This window comes from Arthrobacter sp. NPDC092385, from assembly GCF_044755105.1.
GTDB lineage: Bacteria > Actinomycetota > Actinomycetes > Actinomycetales > Micrococcaceae > Arthrobacter_D.
Map to the genome: position 1 here is coordinate 192,092 of NZ_JBIVQL010000004.1, position 19,524 is coordinate 211,615.

The window sequence follows — 19,524 nt, forward strand, 5'->3', positions numbered from 1 at the left end:
CCACGGTGGGTTCGGGACTCGAGGAGCTGCACCTCGCGACGATCCTGCTGGTGCTCGTCGCCGGGTTCGCCGCCGGGTGGGTGGACGCCGTCGTGGGAGGGGGTGGGCTGATCCAGCTGCCGGTGCTGTTGCTGGTGCCCGGCATCACGCCCGTGGAGGCCCTGGCGACGAACAAGCTGGGATCGATCTTCGGGACGACGACGAGTGCCGTCACCTACTACCGGAGGGCCCACCCGGACCTGCGGACAGCCCTGCCCATGGCGGGTGTGGCCCTTCTCGGCAGCTTCGGCGGGGCGATCCTCGCCGCGTCGCTGCCGTCGTCGGTCTTCAAGCCCGTCATCGTGGTGGCGCTCGTCGCCGTCGCGGTGTTCACGGCGCTGAAGCCGTCCGTCGGGACGCTGACCCGACTGCGGCACCAGGGGGGCCGGCACTACGGGACGGCGGCGGCCATCGGGCTCGTCATCGGTTTCTACGACGGACTGATCGGGCCCGGTACGGGCTCGTTCCTCATCATCGCGATGGTCACGCTGCTCGGCTACAACTTCCTCGGCGCCAGCGCGAAGGCGAAGATCGTGAACATGGCCACGAACTTCGGGGCGCTGATGTTCTTCCTGCCCAACGGCTCCATCCTCTGGGGCCTCGGGCTGCTGCTCGGCGTCGCGAACATGGCCGGTGGCTACACCGGATCGCGGATGGCCATCAGCCAGGGCAGCAGGTTCATCCGGATCGTGTTCCTCGCCGTGGTCGGGGCCCTGATCCTCAAGCTCGGGTACGACGTGTGGATCGAGAACATCCGCCCACTGATGGCCGCGGCGGCGTGACCCGCTGACGGTGCGTCCGGGGCACCGCTAGAGAGCCGGCAGGTCCCTGGCCGCCGGCAGGCCGTCCAGCGTCCGCCCCAGGACCGAGCTCGCCACCCACAGCGACCGCTGCGCGTCACCCGACCGGCCGTGCCCGAGGTAGGACAGCGCGTTGCGCACCTCGCGCACCACCGTCCAACCGGCGGCGAGTGCGGCGTCGAGCCCGGCAGCCGTGGCGAGGGCGGAGCAGTGCGCGCGGAGGTGACCGGCGGGATCGCCGCGATCGAGTTCCCCCAGCCGGTTCCACAGCATCGGCGCCACGGCGTACTCGGCATCGCCGAGGACCGGCTTCGGGTCGATCGCCGTGAACCGGCGCAGCTGGCCCGGCGAGGACGGCAGGAGGTTGTCGTAGTGCAGGTCGGAGTGCACGAGCACATCGCGCTCCGAGCGCCGCCCGACGATCCCGCGCGACTGGCAGACCTCGAGCGCGGCCTCCATGAGCCAGCGGGGGAAGGGCTCGCCCAGTTCGGTCCACCGCGCGGGGAGGGTGTCCGTCCACTGCTCGGCGTCGGACGCCAGGTGCGGGAAAGCGGCCCACAGGGCGCTGTCGCCGGGAGGCATCGACAGCTGGCGGAGGACCTCCGCCCACGGCTCCGGGGTCTCGTCGAGCGGCACGTCCCGCAGCGAGTGGTCCCCGTCGAGGCGTGCCAGCAGCAACGCGTAGTCGGGGCGCGACGCCGCGAGCAGCCGCACCGCGCCCGTCCCGTTCCACAGCTCCAGGGCATCGGGCTCGGTGAGGGCTTCGTCGTGCGGGATGGTGAGCTTCAGGACGGCGGCGGACGGTTCGCCGCCACCGCGTCCCATCACGGGCACGACGACGGCGCACTGCCCCGCCCAGGCGGGCTGTCCGGGCCGGAGGTCGAGCTCGAGGTCCCACGCCTCGAGCCTGGCGGCCAGCAGCGCGCGCCATTCGCGCGTCCACCGGGCTCCGCCGTCGATGGTCCGTGCACTGCGCACGAGGCGGGGTGGCAGGTCGGGGAGGGGCACGGACGTGCTCGCGCCGATCACCGGACTCGCGCTGATTCCCGGACGAGTGTCGCCGACGGCGTGGGAAGAAGTGCGCGGCCCGGTGCGGGTACTGCTGTCCCGACCGCCGGCGTCGGCTCCTCCCGGCGGCTCGTCCGTCGCGGGTCCGCCGCTACTCATCGGGCTGCTCCGTCGGTGCCGGCGCGTCCGGGCCCCCGGTGGCAGCGGATGCCGGAGCGACGTCCGCCGTCCCTGCGACGCCCGCCTGAAGCGCGGGCAGCGCTTCCAGGGGCGTTCCGTCGTCGAGGCTGCGCTGTGCGGCGGCGTTGTAGGACGCGATGGCCCAGGGCCGAACCTCCGGACCGACGGTGGGGACGAGACCCGCGTAGAGGGCGGCATGGTCCTGTTCGAGCTCGCGCAGGGCACCGGCGGGATCGGCACGGAAGGCGGGTGCGATCGAGAATCCGGCCGGAGCCGGGCCGGGTTCGGCGCACAACCGGACGAGGAGCCGTGCGGCGGCGACCCCGGCCGCCCGGTGGGCCGCCGACCGGGCGAGGGCACCTTCGGCGTCCGGGAGCAGCGCCGCGGCGACCTCGTAGCCGTAGCGTGCCCGGTCCTCGGCCGCCTGGGCGTTCAGGAGGGCCTGCCGGTCGGCATCGGGGCCGAGGGGAGTCCCGGCGCACTCGTCCGGCGCTCCTACCCGTGCTCCGACCTCGCCCACCCCGCCAGCTGCCGGCTGCGAGGGCAGCACAGCGGCGGGCTCGCCGAACAGGCCCGTTCCTGCGGCGAGGTCCGCGGGAGGGAGCGCGTCGGCGGACGGAAGGTCGGTCTCCGCGCCGAGCACCTGGCCGAGGAGCACCGCGTGCCGCCACTGGTTCACGCCCGAGGCCGCTAGGACACGCGCTGCGCCGGGTTCGGCACCGACGGCGTCACGCAGGCTGCGGAGGGAGCTGTCACGCAGCAGGGCGAGCACGCGTGCTCCGTCCACCGGTGACGCGGTCGGGTCGCCGGAGTCAGGTGGGTCAGCCGGTCCGCCCGGGGCGGAGGCTGTGGATGAACCGGCGTCGGGCGTCATTCCCGCGTCCGTCGCGTCCGCCGAGGCGGGGGAGCGCGGCAGGGCGACGGCGGCAGCCTGCACGTCGAGGTCCGCCGCCACGGCTGCCAGCCGCTCGGCACGTGCCGGGTCTGCTGCGGCTGCTGCCCGCGCATCGGCAGCCAGCGTGCGGAAGCGCCCCTCGGCGTCGAGCTGTGCCTGTTCGGACGCCGAGTAGGCGGGCGCCTCCGGTTCCGGAGTCCTGAGGCCCGTCCCGATGCCGGCCACGAGGAGCACCACGAGGAAGAGGCCGATCAGCGCCGCGGACCAGCGCACCACGCGCGCGGCAGCCGAGGCGGCGCGCCCGCCCCGCACCTGCTGCCCGCCTGCCCGACCCCGCATCATCACAGTTCCCGATGATGCCATGGCAGTCCGGCTTTCACCGGGCCATACACCCGGTGCCCTGGAATATCGGTACTCTTGAAGGACAACATCATCGAGTGGGAGGCAGCCATGGCGGTCCGGTCCGGGAACGAAAAACATGCCTCGACCCGCAAATCGGCCCTCGAGGCCGAACTGCAGGCCGAAGCGCAGCGCCTGCGGACCAGGTTGCAACCCGTGGTGGAGCAACACAACCTCTACCTCGAGGACGTCGACATCAAGGTCGCCGGCTCCCACCGCACCGTCCACGTCGTCGTCGACCTGCCCGAGGACGCCTCCGGAAGCGTCGGTCTCGATGTGATCTCCGCCATCTCCACCGACCTCTCGGCCGCGATGGACAGCGACCCCGAGGACGACGACCGCCCGTACAACCTCGAGATCTCCTCGCCCGGCGTCTCCCGACCGCTCACCGAGCCGCGGCACTGGCGCCGCAACGTGGGACGCATGGTCGAGGTGAAGCCGGCAACCGGCGACGCCGTCCTCGGCCGGCTCCTCGAGGTCACGTCGACGGGCATCCGGCTGATCCCGCAGATGCCGGTGAAGAAGGGCATGAAGCCGAAGCAGGGCGATCCGCTCGCCCTCGATTTTTCCAAGATCCGCAAGGGGACCGTGCAGGTCGAATTCGCGCATCTTGAGGATGAACACCACGAGAACAGCGATGGGGCCGATCCGGACATCTCCGGCGCCGTGCACCACGCCTAAGGAGAACCACATGGACATTGACATGAGCGCGTTGAGGCTCCTCGAACGCGAACGCGAGATCCCGCTGGACAAGCTGGTGCCCACGATCGAGCAGGCACTGCTGATCGCGTACCACCGCACGCCCGGAGCGCACGAGACGGCGCGCGCCGAACTCGATCGCCGCAACGGCCACGTCACCATCTGGGCCACAGAGAAGGACGACGACGGCGAGTCCGTCGGGGAGTTCGACGACACGCCCAGCGGCTTCGGACGCATCGCCGCCAGTACCGCCCGGCAGATCATCCTCCAGCGCCTGCGCGACGCCGAGGACGACAACATCCTCGGTGAGTTCCGCGGCAAGGAAGGCGAACTCGTCGCCGGCATGATCCAGCAGGGCACCAATCCGCACATGATCCAGGTCAACCTGGGCTCGGTCGAGGCAGTGCTGCCGCCGCCCGAGCAGGTGCCGGGGGAGAAGTACCTCCACGGCACCCGGCTGCGCGCGTTCGTCGTCGACGTGCACCGCGGGATGAAGGGCCCCTCCATCACCCTGTCCCGCTCGCACCCGGGGCTCGTCCGGAAACTCTTCGAACTCGAAGTACCCGAGATCGCCGACAGGACGGTCGAGATCGTCGCCCTCGCACGTGAAGCCGGACACCGCACCAAGATCGCGGTGAAGGCGAACGTCCCCGGCGTCAACGCCAAGGGGGCCTGCATCGGCGAGATGGGCACGCGCGTCCGCGCCGTCATGAACGAGCTGAACGACGAGAAGATCGACATCGTCGACTACAACGACGACCCCGCCTCGTTCATCGCCAGTTCGCTCTCGCCGTCCCGCGTCACCTCGGTGACGATCACCGACGAGGCGACGCGGTCGGCCCGCGTCGTCGTGCCGGACTACCAGCTGTCCCTCGCGATCGGCAAGGAGGGCCAGAACGCCCGCCTCGCTGCCAAGCTCACCGGCTGGCGGATCGACATCGTGTCCGACGCCGCGCAGCCGGCACCGGCAGCCAAGAGCTGAGCCGCCGGTCCGCCTGCGGACCCGGAAGGGGTAGAATAGCTATGACTGCTGTCGAGTCGCGCCCGGAAGACTCTGCTCATCGAGAAGACGTTGCTCATCGAGAAAACTCTGCTCATCGAGAAGAGTCCGGGTACCAGCCGGAGGACACTCATCCGATACGCACCTGCGTGGGATGCCGCCGGCGGGACCGCCAGTCACACGTGATGCGGGTTGTTGCACGAGCGATCGACGGACAGGATGTCGCCGTCATCGATGAGCGGCACCGGCTATCCGGACGGGGTGCTTGGCTGCACCCCGACCCGGCATGCATGGAAACGGCCGTCAAACGGAAAGCCTTCAACAGGGCCTTCCGCCGGCCGGTGGACACTGCGGACTTCGCAGCGGACTTCCAGGCACTCCTGGAGCGTCGAGATGAACGCTCCGATTCACCACCGTCCTCCCTGAAAGCGGGTCAGTACCCTCATGGAAACCCGATGAGAACCCAGCGATGAGTGCGCAACGATGACCAATCCGTTGCGCTCTGCATTCGATCTGCCGGCCGCCCTCGCGGCCGGGATCAGCAGTAGGAAATAGACGGTTCGTGCCTGACTCGGTGCGGACCGAGACAGGAGAAATGTGGCCAAGGTCCGCGTACACGAGCTCGCGAAAGAGCTCGGTATAACCTCGAAAGACGCAGTTGCGAAACTGCAGGAACTGGGCGAATTCGTCCGTTCAGCCTCTTCCACCATTGAGGCCCCCGTCGTGAAGAAACTTCGCGGCGCATTCCCCGACGCCGGCGCCACCAAGAGCGCCGCCGCCCCAGCCCCATCACGTCCCGCGGCCCCCGCCCCGTCACGTCCCGCCGCGCCCGCGCCGTCGGGTCCGAAGCCGGGCGCCGCCCAGGCTGCTCCCGAGGCACCAGCCCCGGCCGCACCTGCCGCACCGTCCACTCCGGCGCCCGCTGCACCGGCTGCACCGGCTGCACCGGCTGCTCCGCAGGCGTCACCGTTCTCGAACGGTTCCGCTCCCGCGGAGACTCCTGCCCCGGCAGCACAGGACGCACCGGCACCTGCCCCGCAGGACGCCCAGCAGGACGGCGCGACGCCGGGCACGCGCCCTGCTCCCCGTCCCGCGACGCCCCCCGCGGCTCCGTCTGCAGGAACGACGCGCCCATCGGGCGCCCGTCCCGGTGGCGCACCCCGTCCGGGCAACAACCCGTTCGCACCGTCCCAGGGCATGGGCTCCCGCCGTGGAGACTCGGATCGTGGCGCGGACCGCACCTCGGAGCGCCCGCCGCGTCCGGGCAACAACCCGTTCGCACCGTCCCAGGGCATGCCTCGTCCCGGTCGTCGTGACGATGCGCAGCAGCGTCCCGCCGCCGGTCCGGCCGGACCCCGCCCCGCTGCCGGTGCAGGTGGGCCGCGTCCCGCCGCCGGTGCAGGTGGACCCCGTCCCGGTGCACCCCGTCCGGGTGCTCCCCGTCCCGGTGGAGCCCCGGGCTCACGTCCCACTCCCGGCATGATGCCCAACCGCACCGAGCGTCCCGCAGCCCCCGGCCGCGGAGCGCCGGGCGCGGGAGCCGGGCCGCGTCGCGGACCCGGTGGAGCAGCACCTGCCAGTCCGAGCGGAGCACCCGCCGGTGGCGGTTTCGGCAAGGGCGGCCGCGGACGCGGCGGCACCGCCGGTGCCTTCGGCAAGGGTGGAGCCGGTCGCGGCAAGCAGCGCAAGTCGAAGCGTGCGAAGCGGCAGGAACTGGAGCAGATGTCGGCTCCCTCGCTGGGTGGCGTGAGCGTACCCCGCGGAGACGGCAACACCATCGTGCGCCTGCGCCGCGGGTCGTCCATCACGGACTTCGCCGACAAGATCGAGGCGAACCCCGCAGCACTGGTCACCGTGCTCTTCCACCTCGGTGAGATGGCCACGGCAACGCAGTCGCTGGACGAGGACACCTTCGAGGTGCTCGGTACCGAGCTGGGCTACAAAATCCAGGTCGTCTCGCCCGAGGACGAGGAGCGCGAGCTCCTCAGCAGCTTCGACATCGACTTCGATGCCGAGCTCGAAGCCGAGGGTGACGAGCAGCTCGAGGCGCGTCCGCCGGTCGTCACGGTCATGGGCCACGTCGACCACGGTAAGACGCGACTGCTCGACGCGGTCCGCAACACCAAGGTCGTCGAGGGCGAGCACGGTGGCATCACCCAGCACATCGGTGCCTACCAGATCCAGCACGTCCACGAGGACAGCACGCGGGCCATCACCTTCATCGACACCCCGGGCCACGAGGCGTTCACCGCCATGCGTGCCCGTGGTGCGAAGGTCACGGACATCGCCGTGCTGGTCGTCGCGGCCGACGACGGCGTCATGCCGCAGACGGTCGAGGCGCTGAACCACGCGCAGGCGGCCAACGTGCCGATCGTCGTGGCCGTGAACAAGATGGACAAGGAAGGCGCGAACCCGGACAAGGTCAAGGGCCAGCTCACCGAGTACGGACTGGTACCCGAGGAGTACGGCGGCGACACGATGTTCGTGCACGTCTCCGCGCTGCAGGGCATGGGCATCGATGACCTCCTCGAGGCCGTCCTGCTCACCGCCGACGCCGCGCTCGACATGCGGGCCAACCCGAACAAGGATGCACGCGGCATCGCGATCGAGGCGAACCTCGACAAGGGTCGCGGTGCGGTTGCAACCGTCCTGGTCCAGTCCGGAACGCTGCACGTCGGCGACACCATCGTCGCCGGTACGGCCCATGGCCGTGTGCGTGCGATGTTCGACGAGAACGGCGACGTCGTCACCACGGCGGGGCCGTCGCGTCCCGTCCAGGTGCTGGGCCTGTCCAACGTGCCCCGCGCGGGCGATACGTTCTTCGTCACCGACGACGAGCGCACCGGTCGCCAGATCGCCGAGAAGCGCGAAGCGGCGGACCGCAACGCGGCCCTCGCGAAGCGCCGCAAGCGCATCAGCCTCGAGGACTTCGACCAGGCCGTCGCCGAAGGCAAGGTCGACACCCTCAACCTCATCCTCAAGGGTGACGTGTCGGGTGCCGTCGAGGCCCTGGAGGACTCGCTGCTCAAGATCGACGTCGGAGAGGGCGTGCAGCTGCGCGTCATCCACCGTGGTGTCGGTGCGATCACGCAGAACGACGTCAACCTGGCCACGGTCGACAACGCGATCATCATCGGCTTCAACGTGAAGCCGGCGGAGCGCGTCGCGGACCTCGCCGAGCGTGAAGGCGTCGACATGCGCTTCTACTCGGTCATCTACGCCGCGATCGACGATATCGAGCTCGCCCTCAAGGGCATGCTCAAGCCTGAGTACGAGGAGGTGCAGCTCGGTACCGCAGAGGTCCGCGAGGTGTTCCGTTCCTCGAAGTTCGGCAACATCGCCGGTTCGATCGTGCGTTCGGGCATCATCCGACGCAACACGAGGGCGCGCGTCCTGCGCGATGGCAAGGTCATCGGGGACAACCTCTCCGTGGACTCGCTCAAGCGCTTCAAGGACGACGCCACCGAAGTCCGCACCGACTTCGAGTGCGGTATCGGCCTCGGCTCGTTCAACGATGTCAAGGAAGGCGACACCATCGAGACCTTCGAGATGCGGGAGAAGCCCCGCGTCTAGCACGTCGGTCGGCACAGGCGCCCTGGTTCCCGGGGGCGCCTGTGCTCGTCGCACAGCCGGAACCCGCCTGCGGGTTCCCCCACCACATCCGCTTTCGTAGGAGTATCAGCAATGGCAGATCCGGCCCGCGCCGCGCGCCTCGCGCAGCGCATCAAAGTCATCGTCGCCGAGGCGCTCCGGCGCCGTGTGAAGGACCCCCGGCTCGAAGCCGTGACCATCACGGACGCACGGGTGACCAACGACCTGCAGCACGCAACCCTGTACTACACGGTGCTGGGAGATGCGGACGAGCAGCAGGCCACCCGGACGGCGCTCGAATCGGCCCGCGGCGTCCTGCGCTCCGAGGTCGGCAAGAACATCACCGCACGGCTGACGCCGACCCTCGAGTTCGTTCCCGACGAGGTGCCGGTGAACGCCAGCCACCTCGAGGAGCTGCTGCAGAAGGCCCGCGAGCGTGACGCCGAAGTGGCAGCGATCGCGCAGGGAGCGGACTTCGCCGGGGACGCGGATCCGTACCGTGTGTCCGACGAGGACGAGGCGGGACGCTAGCCCGCCCCTTGCGAGACGCCGATGGCAGTCGACCTCCCGGTCGGCTGCCATCGGCGTCTCTGGCATTCCGGCGTCTCTGGTATCGCGGCCTCTTCGGGTCCCTTCGGGTCCCTTCGGGTCCCTTCGGTGCCGTCGCGGTCCCTCGCGGCGTCGGGGAGACCGAGTGCCGGCGCCTCCGGTGCAGCTGTCGTCCTCGGCGCCTGGAGATCAGGTGCGGGGCGCCGGGGCGGGGAGCCGCGAGAGTCCTTCGACGAGTTCGTCGGTCCTGCCGCAGAGCGCGATGCGGACCCAGCCCTCGCCCATGGAACCGAAGGCCGTGCCCGGCGCGAGCGCCACGCCGCTCTCCGCCAGGAAGGTGGCGGTCCAGGCCCTGACATCGCCTCCCGTCGCGTGTGACACGTCGGCCCAGAGGTAGAACGCCCCGCTGGCGTCGAGGTAGCTGATGCCGCGCCGATCCAGCACCGCCGTGGCAGCGTCCCGGTTCGAGCGGTAGTGCGCCAGCGCCGTGGTGACATAGTCCTGCGGACCGGTGATCGCGGCGAGGCCCGCGTACTGCGACGCCGCCGAGACGCAGGACACGGAGGCCTCCATGACGTTGCTGAGGAGCGGCTCCATCCCCGGCGGCGTGACGAGGGCGCCGATCCGCAGGCCGGTCAGGCCGTACGTCTTCGACAGCGTGAGCGAGGTGATCACCCGGGCTTCGTGTGCCTCCGGCACGGCCTCGGGACCGCCGGCGTCGAACCGTGCAGGGCTGACGTGCGGCACGTCGTAGGTGAAGGCCTCGTAGCATTCGTCGGAGATGATCCAGAGATCGTGCGCGTGCGCGAACCGGACGAGCTCGCGCGTGAGCTCGTGGCCGAACACCGAGCCCAGGGGGTTCGACGGTGAGTTGAGCATAAGGACCTTCGTCCGCTCCGTGACGAGTTCCCGCAGGTCCTCGACGCGGGGCTGGAAGCCGTGGTGCGGCACCAGCGGGTAGGCCACCGGTACTCCTCCGAGGAGGCCTACCGTCATGGTGAACGTCGGGTAGCCAGGGTCGGGGACGAGCACCTCGTCGCCTGCTCCGATGAGCGTGCTGAGCGCCAGGTGCAGGCCCTGCTGCGCCCCTGCGACGATGAAGACACGCGAGGGATCCTCCTCGACGCCGGACAGGCGCGCGAACCGCTGGGCGAAGGCGGCCCGCACCGGGGCGATGCCGGCGTTGGGCGTGTAGTTCGTGTCATCCCGGTCGAGTGCCGCCATGCCCGCCTCGAGCACGTGCCGGGCGACGGGGAACGCCGGCTCGCCGATGCTGAGGACGATGGAGTCGGGAGTGGCCCAGGCCGCCTGTGTGATCTCGCGGATCTGGTTGACCGGGACGTTCGAGACATGGGCTGGCACGGTGGGCATATGCAGGATGCTATCGCGGGCTGCCCTGCGGGGCTGCCGCAGCACTGCGGCGGTAGCTCCCTGCTCCGGTGTCGGTCCCGGGACAGGGGATGCACGGCCGCGGCCCATATACTGGGAGGCGTGAATTCCGGGCAGGTCCACTCAGGGCTGATTATCGTGGACAAGCCTCAGGGCTGGACCAGTCATGACGTCGTGGGACGTATGCGTCGCCTGGCAGGAACCCGCAAGGTCGGCCATGCAGGGACGCTCGATCCGATGGCCACCGGGGTCCTCGTGATCGGCATCAACCGCGCGACGCGCCTGCTCACCTTCATCGTGGGGACCTCGAAGACCTACACCGCGACCATCCGGCTGGGGCAGTCCACCATCACGGACGACGCCGAGGGCGAGGTCACGGGCGGCAGCATCGCCGCCGCCGTGACCGAAGCCGAGATCCGCACGGCGGTCGCCGCCCTCACGGGCGAGATCCAGCAGGTGCCGAGCAGTGTCAGCGCCATCAAGGTCAAGGGCGAGAGGTCCTACGCCCGGGTTCGCTCGGGCGAGGAAGTGGACCTTCCGGCGCGGCCCGTGACCATCCACCGCTTCGACATCCACGCGATCCGCCGGGTCAGCAACGGGAGACTCCAGGACGTCGACGTGACGGTCGAGTGCAGCTCCGGGACCTACATCCGTGCCCTGGCCCGGGACCTCGGGCAGGCGCTGGACGTCGGCGGTCACCTGACGGCGCTCCGCCGGACACAGGTGGGGCCCTACTCCATCGAGCAGGCGCGCACCCTGGAGCAGCTCGCCGAGGGCCTGGACGTCCTCTCGCTCGACGATGCCGGCCGGGCGCTGTTCCCGGTACGGGAACTGTCGGACGCCGAAGCCGCTGATGTGTCGCACGGCCGGAAGATCGGTCCGAGTACGGAGCCGGCTGGACCCGTCGCGGCGTTCGCGCCCGATGGCACCCTCGTCGCGCTGCTGGAGAACCGCGGGGGAGCCGCCCGCACCGCCCTCGTCTTCGCCCCGGGCGGGAAGGAGTAGCCGATGGATGCGTTTCTCCTCATCGGGGTACTGGTCTGTGGAGTCTCCGCCCTCCTGTGCGTCGGTGCCGCACTCCTCCGCCGACCCCCGAACGACATCACCATCCTGTCCACGGCCGCCGTGGAGCTCTTCCTGGTGGTATATGCCGTGGGGGCCGTGATCCGCCAGGTGGCGGGCGAACCCGTGCTGGGGGAGGCGTGGGAATTCTGGGGTTACCTCCTCACGGCGCTCCTGGTTCCGGTAGGGGCGTTCTGGTGGTCCATCCTCGAGAAGACACGCTGGAGCAACTACGTGCTGGCAGCGGCCGGGGTGACGGTCTTCGTCATGCTCTTCCGTATGGAACAGATCTGGGATGGGGTGGCCGGCCTGTGAGGCGTCGAACCAATGGCAGGATGCCGACTGAGCGTCCTGACGGAGGCGCATCGGACGCCGCACTCGATGCGACCCGGACGAGTCGCGCTACGGGTCCTGGCCGCCTCCTGATCGCCGTCTACGGAGTCTTCGCGCTGGCTGCGACGGCTCGCGCGGCCTTCCAGATCGCGACGAAGTTCCACGAAGCGCCCCTCGCGTACCTCCTGTCGGCCGTCGCGGCCATCGTCTACATCGTGGCGACGGTGTCCCTCGCCCGCGCCGGTACGCGGGCCTTCAAGGTGTCCGTGGTCGCGGTGACCACCGAACTGGTGGGAGTCGTGGCGGTGGGGCTCCTCAGCATCTTCGACGCGCGGGCCTTCCCGAGCGAGACCGTGTGGTCGGCGTTCGGCCGTGGCTACGGCTTCGTCCCCCTCCTCCTCCCGATCCTCGGGCTGGTGTGGCTGGCCAGGAACCGACCGGTCCGTCCGGCGAGCTGACGCACTGACGCCCCCGGCCGGCGCTTGCACGCACCCTGCCGGGACCGGCACCGAATCGGCATCCGGCGGCACTCCACACCGTGAGAGTATGGCGCTAGAGCATCGATCCAGCCTGCCTCCAGGGAGCGACATGACCAGCAACAGCCCCGAGCACGACAACTCCGCCTCAGAGGGCGCCGCACGGCCGTCCGAGCGCCGTCGCCCCGATGGAACGCCTTCCGGCACCCCGGCCCACGACGCCGGCGGGACCTTGCGCCCGGCGGACGTGTCCGGTGCGGGCACGACCGCAGCGGGTCGCGGTCCCGCCAGCACCAGCGCCTCCGGTGACAGCACGACCAGCACGACCAGCACGACCAGCAAGGACACCACGGACAGGGCCCGGGGCAAGAAAGCCGGGAAGGGCGCAGCCTCGGGCGGTGACTGGAATGTCTTCCGCACGGTCGTCGTCCTCGTCGGGCTGGTCATCGCGGGCTTCGGTGCCTACTACCTGATCCTCGGAACGGCAGGCCTGCCGGACACGGAGGCCGACCCGGTCAACCCGACGCTGGAGAGCCAGTTCCGGTTCTTCGCGGCCATGATGGTGGGCGTCGGGGCCGCCTTCATCACGATCGCCATCAAGTTCCAGTGGGCCAACATGCTCTGGCTGGTGTGCCTCATGGTGTTCGTCGGCGGCATCGGGCGCGTCCTGTCCTGGGCCTTCTCCGGGACGCCGAACTACGTGCTGATCGTCCTCATGGTGGTGGAGCTGGCCTTCCCGCCGGCTCTGCTCGTCTGGCACAAGTACATCGCCAAGACGAGCGATCTGCGCCAGGAATTCGCACAGCGCAGCTAGCGCTTCCCGCGCCGCCGCGCCGCGACCCTCAGCCCCATCCCGAGGCCGAGGGTCATCAGCGCGATGCCGCCCGTCGCCCCGGCACTGATGCCCGTTGCTGCCAGCTGGGGCCCTCCGCGCGGTGCTGCGACGACCGGACGAACCGGAGCGGGCGGAGCCGCGGCCGGAGCGGGTGCGGGTGCGGGTGCGAATGCGGGTGACGGCGACGTGACCGGGGGTGCTTCGACACAGACGGTCTCCTCGGGGATGCCGAAGGCGGAGGTGAAGGGCTCCTCGTCGGTGCTTCCCTCGAACACGGCGACGACGGTGTAGCACCCCGGCTCGTCCAGGGGTGCGAAGTCGCCGGAGATGGTGGAGCCGTCGGTGGCGGGCACGCTGACCTCGGAATGGACGGGGGCGTCGACCGGGATGGCGGACGATTCGACGGGCGACTCCACGAAGGGACCGTACATCGTCAGCTGCACCGTGCCGCCGTCGTCATCGGGGTTGAAGCCCTCGGCCGTCACGGTGTCCTGCACGACCGCACCCGGGAGGGCCGAGGACCGGGAGAGCTTCGTCGACAGGGCCGGCTGCCACGGCACCAGTGTGGTCTCGAGGGGCAGGCCGTAGGGGCCGGCCCACGGCGCGATGAACGGTGCTGCAGCCGCCGGCCTCGCGGTCGAGGGGTCGATGCTCTCGGTCCATGCGTAGTAGCCGGCGCTGGGCACGGTGAGAGCGGTGGTCCGGAAGCTTCCCGTGCCGGCGATCGCCGTCGTGACCGTGCCCACGGAAGCGGTGCCGCTCGGAACCGTCGCACCCTCCACCGGCGCCGAGGGCAGTGGCCCCCACAGGGTCGACACCACGTCGAGCCCGACGGGACGGGCAGTTGCCGGGTCCACCAGCCACTGCCCGGGGGCGGCGACCGACACGTCCAGCACGTCGTGTACGGCCGTGCCGGGCGCCGTGCGGGTCGCGGAGGTCACCGTCGATACCTCCGGCGCGAAGCGGCCGGGCGCGGGAAGGTCCACGGACGCCGCGGCCTCGGCGGAGACGGGCGCCACCACGAGCCGCTGTACGTCCTGTTCACGCGGCGCCAGCCAGGCGGCGTTCGCCGCGGGGACGGAGGACGCCGTGATCCTGACGCGTCCCGCCTGAAATCCTGTCCGCGCGACGGGGAGTACGTGGGGGTCGGCGGTGCTCGTCCACTCCGCCGTCGTGGAACCGTCCTGGAACGTGCCGCCCTCGACGACCGCCTGCACCTTCTGCCCGGGCCGTGCGGCTCCGTCGGCCGAGACCACGGCCGCGCTGACGTGCCCGCCCGGCCCCTCCGGCGAGAAGGATGCGGAGATACTGTACGAACCGGCCTCGGCGCGGCCCTGCTCCACCATGGACCTGGCACTGGCCTCGACACCGGGCGGCAGCCTCCGGGCCCGGATGAAGTCCGACATCGCAGGACTCTCCCAGCCCATGCCGGCTGCGGTCAGCGACCACACGGCGAGCTGCACCGCTGCGGCCTCGTCGTTGTCCGCCGTCGCCCCCCAGCGTCCCAGCACGAAGGCGAGGACCGCGTTGTCCCCGGAGGAGAGCGCCGATCCATCGCTCCGGATGAACGGTCCGGTGCTCCCGTCGCCGTAGCCCGATGCCTTGTCGGGGGAGAAGCGTTCGAAGTCGGTGCAGTAGGCGATCACCCCCTCCGCGTTCCGGTGCTGCCCCACGAAGTACCCCGTTCCGGCGATGCCTGCGCCGGTGTGCCAGCCGTCGGAGACCGGACCCGCTGCGGCCGGCGCAAGGCCGGTGAGGCCCAGCAGGAGGGCGAGTGCCAGCGCGAGGGCGGTCCTGATGGCCGGAACCCGCCCCCTCGGCTCCGCCACGCTCGTGTGCCGCGGGGCCGGAGCGGATCCGGGACGGAGCGCGTGCACGGCGGGCGGTGGGACGGACAGGTGGCGTGCTGGACCGGGGTGCAGGATGCGCATGGGCTACTACCGTTCGGGTCTTCGGGTATCTGACTCCTCGATGCTGGTCGCGGCGGATCGGGGACGAGAGCCCCTGGACGCCTATGTGGACAACCTCCGCACCTCCGGGACGAGACCCCGGATGTGGAGGAGCAGTGGACACCGGGGAAGCCCCGCGGTCGGGGCGCCCGATGACGTCCACGCCAGCGGTTTCGGCCATAATGGGAGCGGCCACCAACCTGCCGGACCCACATCCCGGGTCGCGGGAACCGGCCGAATCGCGAAGGAGATGCGTGTTCTACTGGAGAGACCTGGACAGTGTGCCCAAGGATTTCGGGCCCTCCGTCCTGACACTCGGTAACTTCGACGGCGTGCATCGAGGCCACCAGCGCGTGCTGCAGCAGGTCGTCGAGGCAGCGCGGCAGCGATCAGCCGCCGCCGTGGTCGTGTCCTTCGATCCTCACCCAGCGCAGGTCCACCGGCCCGACACAGCCCCTGAACTGATCATGGGCCTCGACGACCGCGTCGAGACCCTGTCCGGGACGGGCATCGATGCGCTCCTGATGATGCACTACACCCTCGACCTCGCCGCGGATTCGGCGGAGGAATTCGTGGAGCGCGTGTTCGTCCGCGCGCTGAAGGCCAAGGCCGTGGTCATCGGACACGACGTCCGGTTCGGCCGCGGCAACAGCGGGGACATCGGCACCATGCGGGAGCTCGGCCGGAAGCTCGGCTTCGAGGTCATCGCGATCGACGACTTCGGCGCCAGCTACCCCATGGACGCGACCGCCGCCGACGGTGACCGGCGGTGTTCGTCGACCTGGGTGAGGGAAGCGCTCGAGGCCGGTGACGTGGGAACCGCGGCGCGCGTGCTGGGCCGCCACCACCGCATGCGGGGCGAAGTGGTGCACGGAGCGGCGCGCGGACGGGAACTCGGGTATCCCACCGCCAACCTCGCCGCTTCCTCGCAGGGGTTCATCCCCGCGGACGGCATCTACGCCGGCTGGCTCGTCGACGAGGCGGGCACGAGATGGCCGGCCGCGATCTCGGTCGGCTCGAATCCCACCTTCGACGGCGTCGACCGCCAGGTGGAGGCGCACGTCATCAACCGTCCTCCCGAGCGCGTTCAGGACTTCGACCTCTACGGGCAGGCGGTCGTCGTCGAGTTCGTGGAGCGGCTACGCGGCCAGGTCGCCTACACCGGACCCGAGGCCCTGATCGAGCAGATGAAGCTCGACGTCGACCGGGCCCGGGAGCTGCTTTCGACAGAACAACCGGCCAGACGCTAAACTCGGAGGAGATTCGGCTGCAGTCCGTGGTGGCTGAATTTTTCTGTGTCCTCGCGCAAGCGATGCTCAGCACATGTTCACGGTACAACTCTAGGAGTTACTCGTGGCCCTTGACGCCGCCATCAAGCAGGAAATCATCAAGGAATACGCTCTGGCCGAAGGTGACACCGGTTCACCCGAGGTGCAGATCGCGATGCTTTCCCGTCGTATCCTCGACCTGACCGAGCACCTGAAGATGCACAAGCACGACCACCACACGCGTCGTGGACTGCTTCTTCTCGTGGGTCGCCGTCGTCGCCTGCTGGACTACCTGCGGGACACCGACATCACGCGTTACCGGTCGCTCATCGAGCGCCTGGGTCTGCGTCGATAAGTAGCATCGGAAGGCGGCATCCTCTCCACGGGAGGGGGGCCGCCTTCTTGCTGGAGGTGGAACCGGCCGAATGCCGGGGCCGCCCCCGCAAGATCAGCGGCCCGAGGCAGGTGGACCAGCCCGCCGCAAGGCCGAAGTGCACGACCAGCAGCACCAGCACGACCTGACAGCATAGAAGTACCCAACGCACAACAGGAGTCGATCGGCACCACGCATTCGCGGTCCTCGGTAGTGATCTCCGGAGCGCCTGCACGGCGGGTCCGTGGGTCTCGATCGAAGACCGGGTGCTGTGGCCCGTCCACGAGGGACGGCCCACGACGGGTGCCGATCGCCTCCGATACCAGGAAACGGAGGTGACTCTCTTGGAGGGTCCCGAAATTCAGTTCGCCGAAGCAGTGATCGACAACGGTCGCTTCGGAACACGCACCGTCCGCTTCGAGACCGGGCGCCTCGCCCAGCAGGCCGCAGGCTCCGCCATGGTCTACATCGACGAGGACACCGCCCTGCTCTCGGCCACCACGGCCGGCAAGCAGCCGCGCGAAGGCTTCGACTTCTTCCCGCTGACCGTCGACGTCGAAGAGCGCATGTACGCCGCGGGCCGCATCCCCGGCTCGTTCTTCCGCCGCGAAGGCCGTCCGTCCACGGAGGCCATCCTGGCCTGCCGCCTCATGGACCGCCCGCTGCGCCCCGCGTTCGTCAAGGGCCTGCGCAACGAGGTCCAGGTCGTCGTGACCATCCTCGCGATCAACCCGGACGTCCGCTATGACGTCGTCGCGATCAACGCGGCGTCGATGTCCACCCAGCTCTCCGGCCTGCCCTTCTCGGGTCCGATCGGCGGCGTCCGCGTGGCCCTCGTCTCCGACGGCAGCGGCAACGACCAGTGGATCGCCTTCCCGAAGCACTCCGAGCTCGAGAACTCGGTCTTCGACATGGTCGTCGCCGGTCGGATCGCAGGCGACGACGTCGCGATCATGATGGTCGAGGCGGAAGCCACCGACAACTCGTGGACCCTGATCAAGGAGAACGGCGCGACCGCTCCTACCGAGGAGGTCGTCGCCGACGGCCTCGAGGCCGCGAAGCCCTTCATCCGCGCGCTGTGCGAGGCGCAGGCGGATCTCGCCGGCCGCGCCGCCAAGCCGACCGTCGAGTTCCCCGTCTTCCTCGATTACGAGGACGACGTCTACGCCGCCATCGAGTCCGCCGGTGCCGAGAAGCTCGCGCAGGTCTTCCAGATCGCCGACAAGCAGGAGCGCGGCACCGCGACCGACGCCCTGAAGTCCGAACTGATGGACGCACTCGGGGGCCAGTTCGAGGGACGCGAGAAGGAGCTGTCCGCAGCATTCCGCTCGCTGACCAAGGCTGTCGTCCGCCAGCGCATCCTCAAGGACCAGGTCCGCATCGACGGCCGGGGCCTGAGCGACATCCGCAAGCTCACCGCCGAGGTCGAGGTCCTGCCGCGCGTCCACGGTTCGGCGATCTTCGAGCGTGGAGAGACCCAGATCATGGGTGTCACCACGCTGAACATGCTCAAGATGGAGCAGCAGATCGATTCGCTGTCACCCGTCACGCGCAAGCGCTACATGCACAACTACAACTTCCCGCCCTACTCCACCGGTGAGACCGGCCGCGTCGGTTCGCCGAAGCGCCGCGAGATCGGCCATGGAGCACTGGCCGAGCGCGCACTCGTGCCCGTCCTGCCGACCCGCGAGGAATTCCCGTACGCGATCCGCCAGGTGTCCGAGGCCCTCAGCTCCAACGGTTCGACGTCGATGGGCTCGGTCTGCGCCTCGACGCTGTCCCTGCTCAACGCCGGTGTTCCCCTCCGCGCACCCGTCGCCGGTATCGCCATGGGCCTCGTGTCCGACGTCGTGGACGGCCAGACGCGCTACGCGGCCCTGACCGACATCCTCGGCGCGGAGGACGCCTTCGGCGACATGGACTTCAAGGTCGCCGGTACGTCCGAGTTCGTCACGGCGATCCAGCTCGACACCAAGCTCGACGGCATCCCCGCGTCGGTGCTCGCAGCGGCGCTGAAGCAGGCACGCGAGGCACGCCTGCACATCCTGGGCGTCCTGCAGGCCGCGATCGACACCCCGGACGAGCTCTCCGAGTTCGCACCGCGGATCATCTCGGTCAAGATCCCCGTGGACAAGATCGGCGAGGTCATCGGCCCCAAGGGCAAGATGATCAACCAGATCCAGGAGGACACCGGAGCCGACATCTCGATCGAGGACGACGGCACCGTGCTGATCGGCGCCACGAACGGGGAATCGGCCGAGGCTGCGCGCGCGGCGGTCAACGCCATCGCCAACCCGCAGGTCCCCGAGATCGGTGAGCGCTACCTGGGCACGGTCGTCAAGACCACGACCTTCGGCGCCTTCGTCTCGCTGACCCCCGGCAAGGACGGCCTGCTGCACATCTCCGAGCTGCGCAAGCTCGCCGGTGGCAAGCGCGTCGACAACGTCGACGAGGTCGTGTCCGTGGGCCAGAAGGTCCAGGTCGAGATCACCAAGATCGACGACCGCGGAAAGCTCTCCCTCTCGCCGGTCGTCGCCGACGAGGCCGGAGACTCCTCCGAGGACGCCGGTATCGAGCTGCCCGAGGTGGCAGAGGCCGAGTAGTCTCGTGACCCGCTCGTCCTGAGCACCCTGCGGCCCCGGCGCCTACCGATCGAATCGGTCGGCGCCGGGGCCGTCT

Annotated in this window: 17 protein-coding genes; 13 read left to right on the forward strand and 4 right to left on the reverse strand. The window is 69.9% G+C overall.

Annotated elements, in window-relative coordinates; translation table 11 throughout:
* Positions 1 to 5 precede the first annotated feature (5 nt).
* Positions 6 to 821, forward strand: coding sequence for a sulfite exporter TauE/SafE family protein (locus tag ACIQCY_RS07260; RefSeq protein ID WP_400483224.1), 816 nt, complete (start codon positions 6 to 8; stop codon positions 819 to 821).
* Between the two features lie 27 nt (positions 822 to 848).
* On the opposite strand, the gene ACIQCY_RS07265 is transcribed toward ACIQCY_RS07260, so the two are convergent.
* Both ACIQCY_RS07265 and ACIQCY_RS07270 read right to left on the reverse strand, forming a co-directional pair.
* A complete protein-coding gene (locus ACIQCY_RS07265; protein ID WP_400483225.1) occupies positions 849 to 2,006 on the reverse strand; it encodes an aminoglycoside phosphotransferase family protein in 1,158 nt (385 codons plus the stop codon).
* A complete protein-coding gene (locus tag ACIQCY_RS07270; RefSeq protein ID WP_400483226.1) occupies positions 1,999 to 3,285 on the reverse strand; it encodes a DUF4439 domain-containing protein in 1,287 nt (428 codons plus the stop codon). Before ACIQCY_RS07270 ends, ACIQCY_RS07265 begins: the two co-directional genes overlap by 8 nt.
* Positions 3,286 to 3,372: 87 nt before the next feature.
* Between ACIQCY_RS07270 and rimP the strand changes: the two genes are divergently transcribed.
* The 5 genes from rimP to rbfA all read left to right on the forward strand — a co-directional run bounded on the left by rimP (position 3,373) and on the right by rbfA (position 9,142).
* On the forward strand, positions 3,373 to 4,002 hold the full coding sequence (gene rimP, locus ACIQCY_RS07275) for a ribosome maturation factor RimP (RefSeq protein ID WP_400483308.1): 630 nt from the start codon (positions 3,373 to 3,375) through the stop codon (positions 4,000 to 4,002).
* 10 nt (positions 4,003 to 4,012) lie between these two features.
* Positions 4,013 to 5,002 carry a transcription termination factor NusA gene (nusA, locus tag ACIQCY_RS07280; protein WP_400483227.1) on the forward strand — a complete coding sequence of 330 codons (990 nt, stop codon included), beginning with the start codon at positions 4,013 to 4,015 and terminating at the stop codon, positions 5,000 to 5,002.
* A gap of 41 nt (positions 5,003 to 5,043) precedes the next feature.
* Positions 5,044 to 5,493, forward strand: a complete 450-nt coding sequence (locus tag ACIQCY_RS07285) for a YlxR family protein (protein ID WP_400483228.1) — start codon at positions 5,044 to 5,046, stop codon at positions 5,491 to 5,493.
* Positions 5,494 to 5,617: 124 nt separating this feature from the next.
* Entirely contained in the window at positions 5,618 to 8,593 is a 2,976-nt protein-coding gene (infB, locus tag ACIQCY_RS07290; RefSeq protein ID WP_400483229.1) for a translation initiation factor IF-2, read from the forward strand.
* Between the two features lie 111 nt (positions 8,594 to 8,704).
* A complete protein-coding gene (gene rbfA, locus ACIQCY_RS07295) occupies positions 8,705 to 9,142 on the forward strand; it encodes a 30S ribosome-binding factor RbfA (RefSeq protein ID WP_400483230.1) in 438 nt (145 codons plus the stop codon).
* A 207-nt stretch (positions 9,143 to 9,349) separates the two neighbouring features.
* Here the strand turns inward: rbfA and ACIQCY_RS07300 are convergent, their stop codons facing one another.
* Complete coding sequence (locus ACIQCY_RS07300; protein WP_400483231.1) at positions 9,350 to 10,531, reverse strand: pyridoxal phosphate-dependent aminotransferase; 1,182 nt, start codon at positions 10,529 to 10,531, stop codon at positions 9,350 to 9,352.
* Between the two features lie 120 nt (positions 10,532 to 10,651).
* Here ACIQCY_RS07300 and truB point away from each other — a divergent pair, with 120 nt between their 5' ends.
* The 4 genes from truB (at position 10,652) to ACIQCY_RS07320 (ending at position 13,234) form a co-directional block, all read left to right on the forward strand.
* Positions 10,652 to 11,554: a tRNA pseudouridine(55) synthase TruB gene (truB, locus tag ACIQCY_RS07305; protein ID WP_400483232.1), complete on the forward strand. Its 903-nt coding sequence runs from the start codon at positions 10,652 to 10,654 to the stop codon at positions 11,552 to 11,554.
* 3 nt (positions 11,555 to 11,557) lie between these two features.
* Positions 11,558 to 11,926: a hypothetical protein gene (locus tag ACIQCY_RS07310; RefSeq protein ID WP_400483233.1), complete on the forward strand. Its 369-nt coding sequence runs from the start codon at positions 11,558 to 11,560 to the stop codon at positions 11,924 to 11,926.
* 20 nt (positions 11,927 to 11,946) lie between these two features.
* Entirely contained in the window at positions 11,947 to 12,402 is a 456-nt protein-coding gene (locus ACIQCY_RS07315) for a hypothetical protein (protein WP_400483234.1), read from the forward strand.
* A 130-nt stretch (positions 12,403 to 12,532) separates the two neighbouring features.
* A complete protein-coding gene (locus ACIQCY_RS07320; protein WP_400483235.1) occupies positions 12,533 to 13,234 on the forward strand; it encodes a DUF4345 domain-containing protein in 702 nt (233 codons plus the stop codon).
* On the opposite strand, the gene ACIQCY_RS07325 is transcribed toward ACIQCY_RS07320, so the two are convergent.
* Positions 13,231 to 15,186, reverse strand: coding sequence for a hypothetical protein (locus ACIQCY_RS07325; RefSeq protein WP_400483236.1), 1,956 nt, complete (start codon positions 15,184 to 15,186; stop codon positions 13,231 to 13,233). The genes ACIQCY_RS07320 and ACIQCY_RS07325 overlap by 4 nt on opposite strands.
* A 272-nt stretch (positions 15,187 to 15,458) precedes the next feature.
* Here ACIQCY_RS07325 and ACIQCY_RS07330 point away from each other — a divergent pair, with 272 nt between their 5' ends.
* The 3 genes from ACIQCY_RS07330 to ACIQCY_RS07340 all read left to right on the forward strand — a co-directional run bounded on the left by ACIQCY_RS07330 (position 15,459) and on the right by ACIQCY_RS07340 (position 19,448).
* A complete protein-coding gene (locus tag ACIQCY_RS07330; protein ID WP_400483237.1) occupies positions 15,459 to 16,454 on the forward strand; it encodes a bifunctional riboflavin kinase/FAD synthetase in 996 nt (331 codons plus the stop codon).
* A gap of 103 nt (positions 16,455 to 16,557) precedes the next feature.
* Positions 16,558 to 16,827: a 30S ribosomal protein S15 gene (gene rpsO, locus ACIQCY_RS07335; protein WP_087072138.1), complete on the forward strand. Its 270-nt coding sequence runs from the start codon at positions 16,558 to 16,560 to the stop codon at positions 16,825 to 16,827.
* A 362-nt stretch (positions 16,828 to 17,189) separates the two neighbouring features.
* Positions 17,190 to 19,448 carry a polyribonucleotide nucleotidyltransferase gene (locus ACIQCY_RS07340; protein ID WP_400483309.1) on the forward strand — a complete coding sequence of 753 codons (2,259 nt, stop codon included), beginning with the start codon at positions 17,190 to 17,192 and terminating at the stop codon, positions 19,446 to 19,448.
* Positions 19,449 to 19,524 lie beyond the last annotated feature (76 nt).

Coding starts and splice junctions, on each gene's coding strand:
- rimP (WP_400483308.1), top strand. CDS start 3,373: ATGGCGGTCCGGTCCGGGAACGAAAAACATGCCTCGACCCGCAAATCG.
- ACIQCY_RS07270 (WP_400483226.1), bottom strand. CDS start 3,285: ATGGCATCATCGGGAACTGTGATGATGCGGGGTCGGGCAGGCGGGCAG.
- ACIQCY_RS07315 (WP_400483234.1), top strand. CDS start 11,947: ATGCCGACTGAGCGTCCTGACGGAGGCGCATCGGACGCCGCACTCGAT.
- ACIQCY_RS07325 (WP_400483236.1), bottom strand. CDS start 15,186: ATGCGCATCCTGCACCCCGGTCCAGCACGCCACCTGTCCGTCCCACCG.
- rbfA (WP_400483230.1), top strand. CDS start 8,705: ATGGCAGATCCGGCCCGCGCCGCGCGCCTCGCGCAGCGCATCAAAGTC.
- ACIQCY_RS07285 (WP_400483228.1), top strand. CDS start 5,044: ATGACTGCTGTCGAGTCGCGCCCGGAAGACTCTGCTCATCGAGAAGAC.
- ACIQCY_RS07300 (WP_400483231.1), bottom strand. CDS start 10,531: ATGCCCACCGTGCCAGCCCATGTCTCGAACGTCCCGGTCAACCAGATC.
- ACIQCY_RS07265 (WP_400483225.1), bottom strand. CDS start 2,006: ATGAGTAGCGGCGGACCCGCGACGGACGAGCCGCCGGGAGGAGCCGAC.
- ACIQCY_RS07310 (WP_400483233.1), top strand. CDS start 11,558: ATGGATGCGTTTCTCCTCATCGGGGTACTGGTCTGTGGAGTCTCCGCC.
- ACIQCY_RS07320 (WP_400483235.1), top strand. CDS start 12,533: ATGACCAGCAACAGCCCCGAGCACGACAACTCCGCCTCAGAGGGCGCC.
- nusA (WP_400483227.1), top strand. CDS start 4,013: ATGGACATTGACATGAGCGCGTTGAGGCTCCTCGAACGCGAACGCGAG.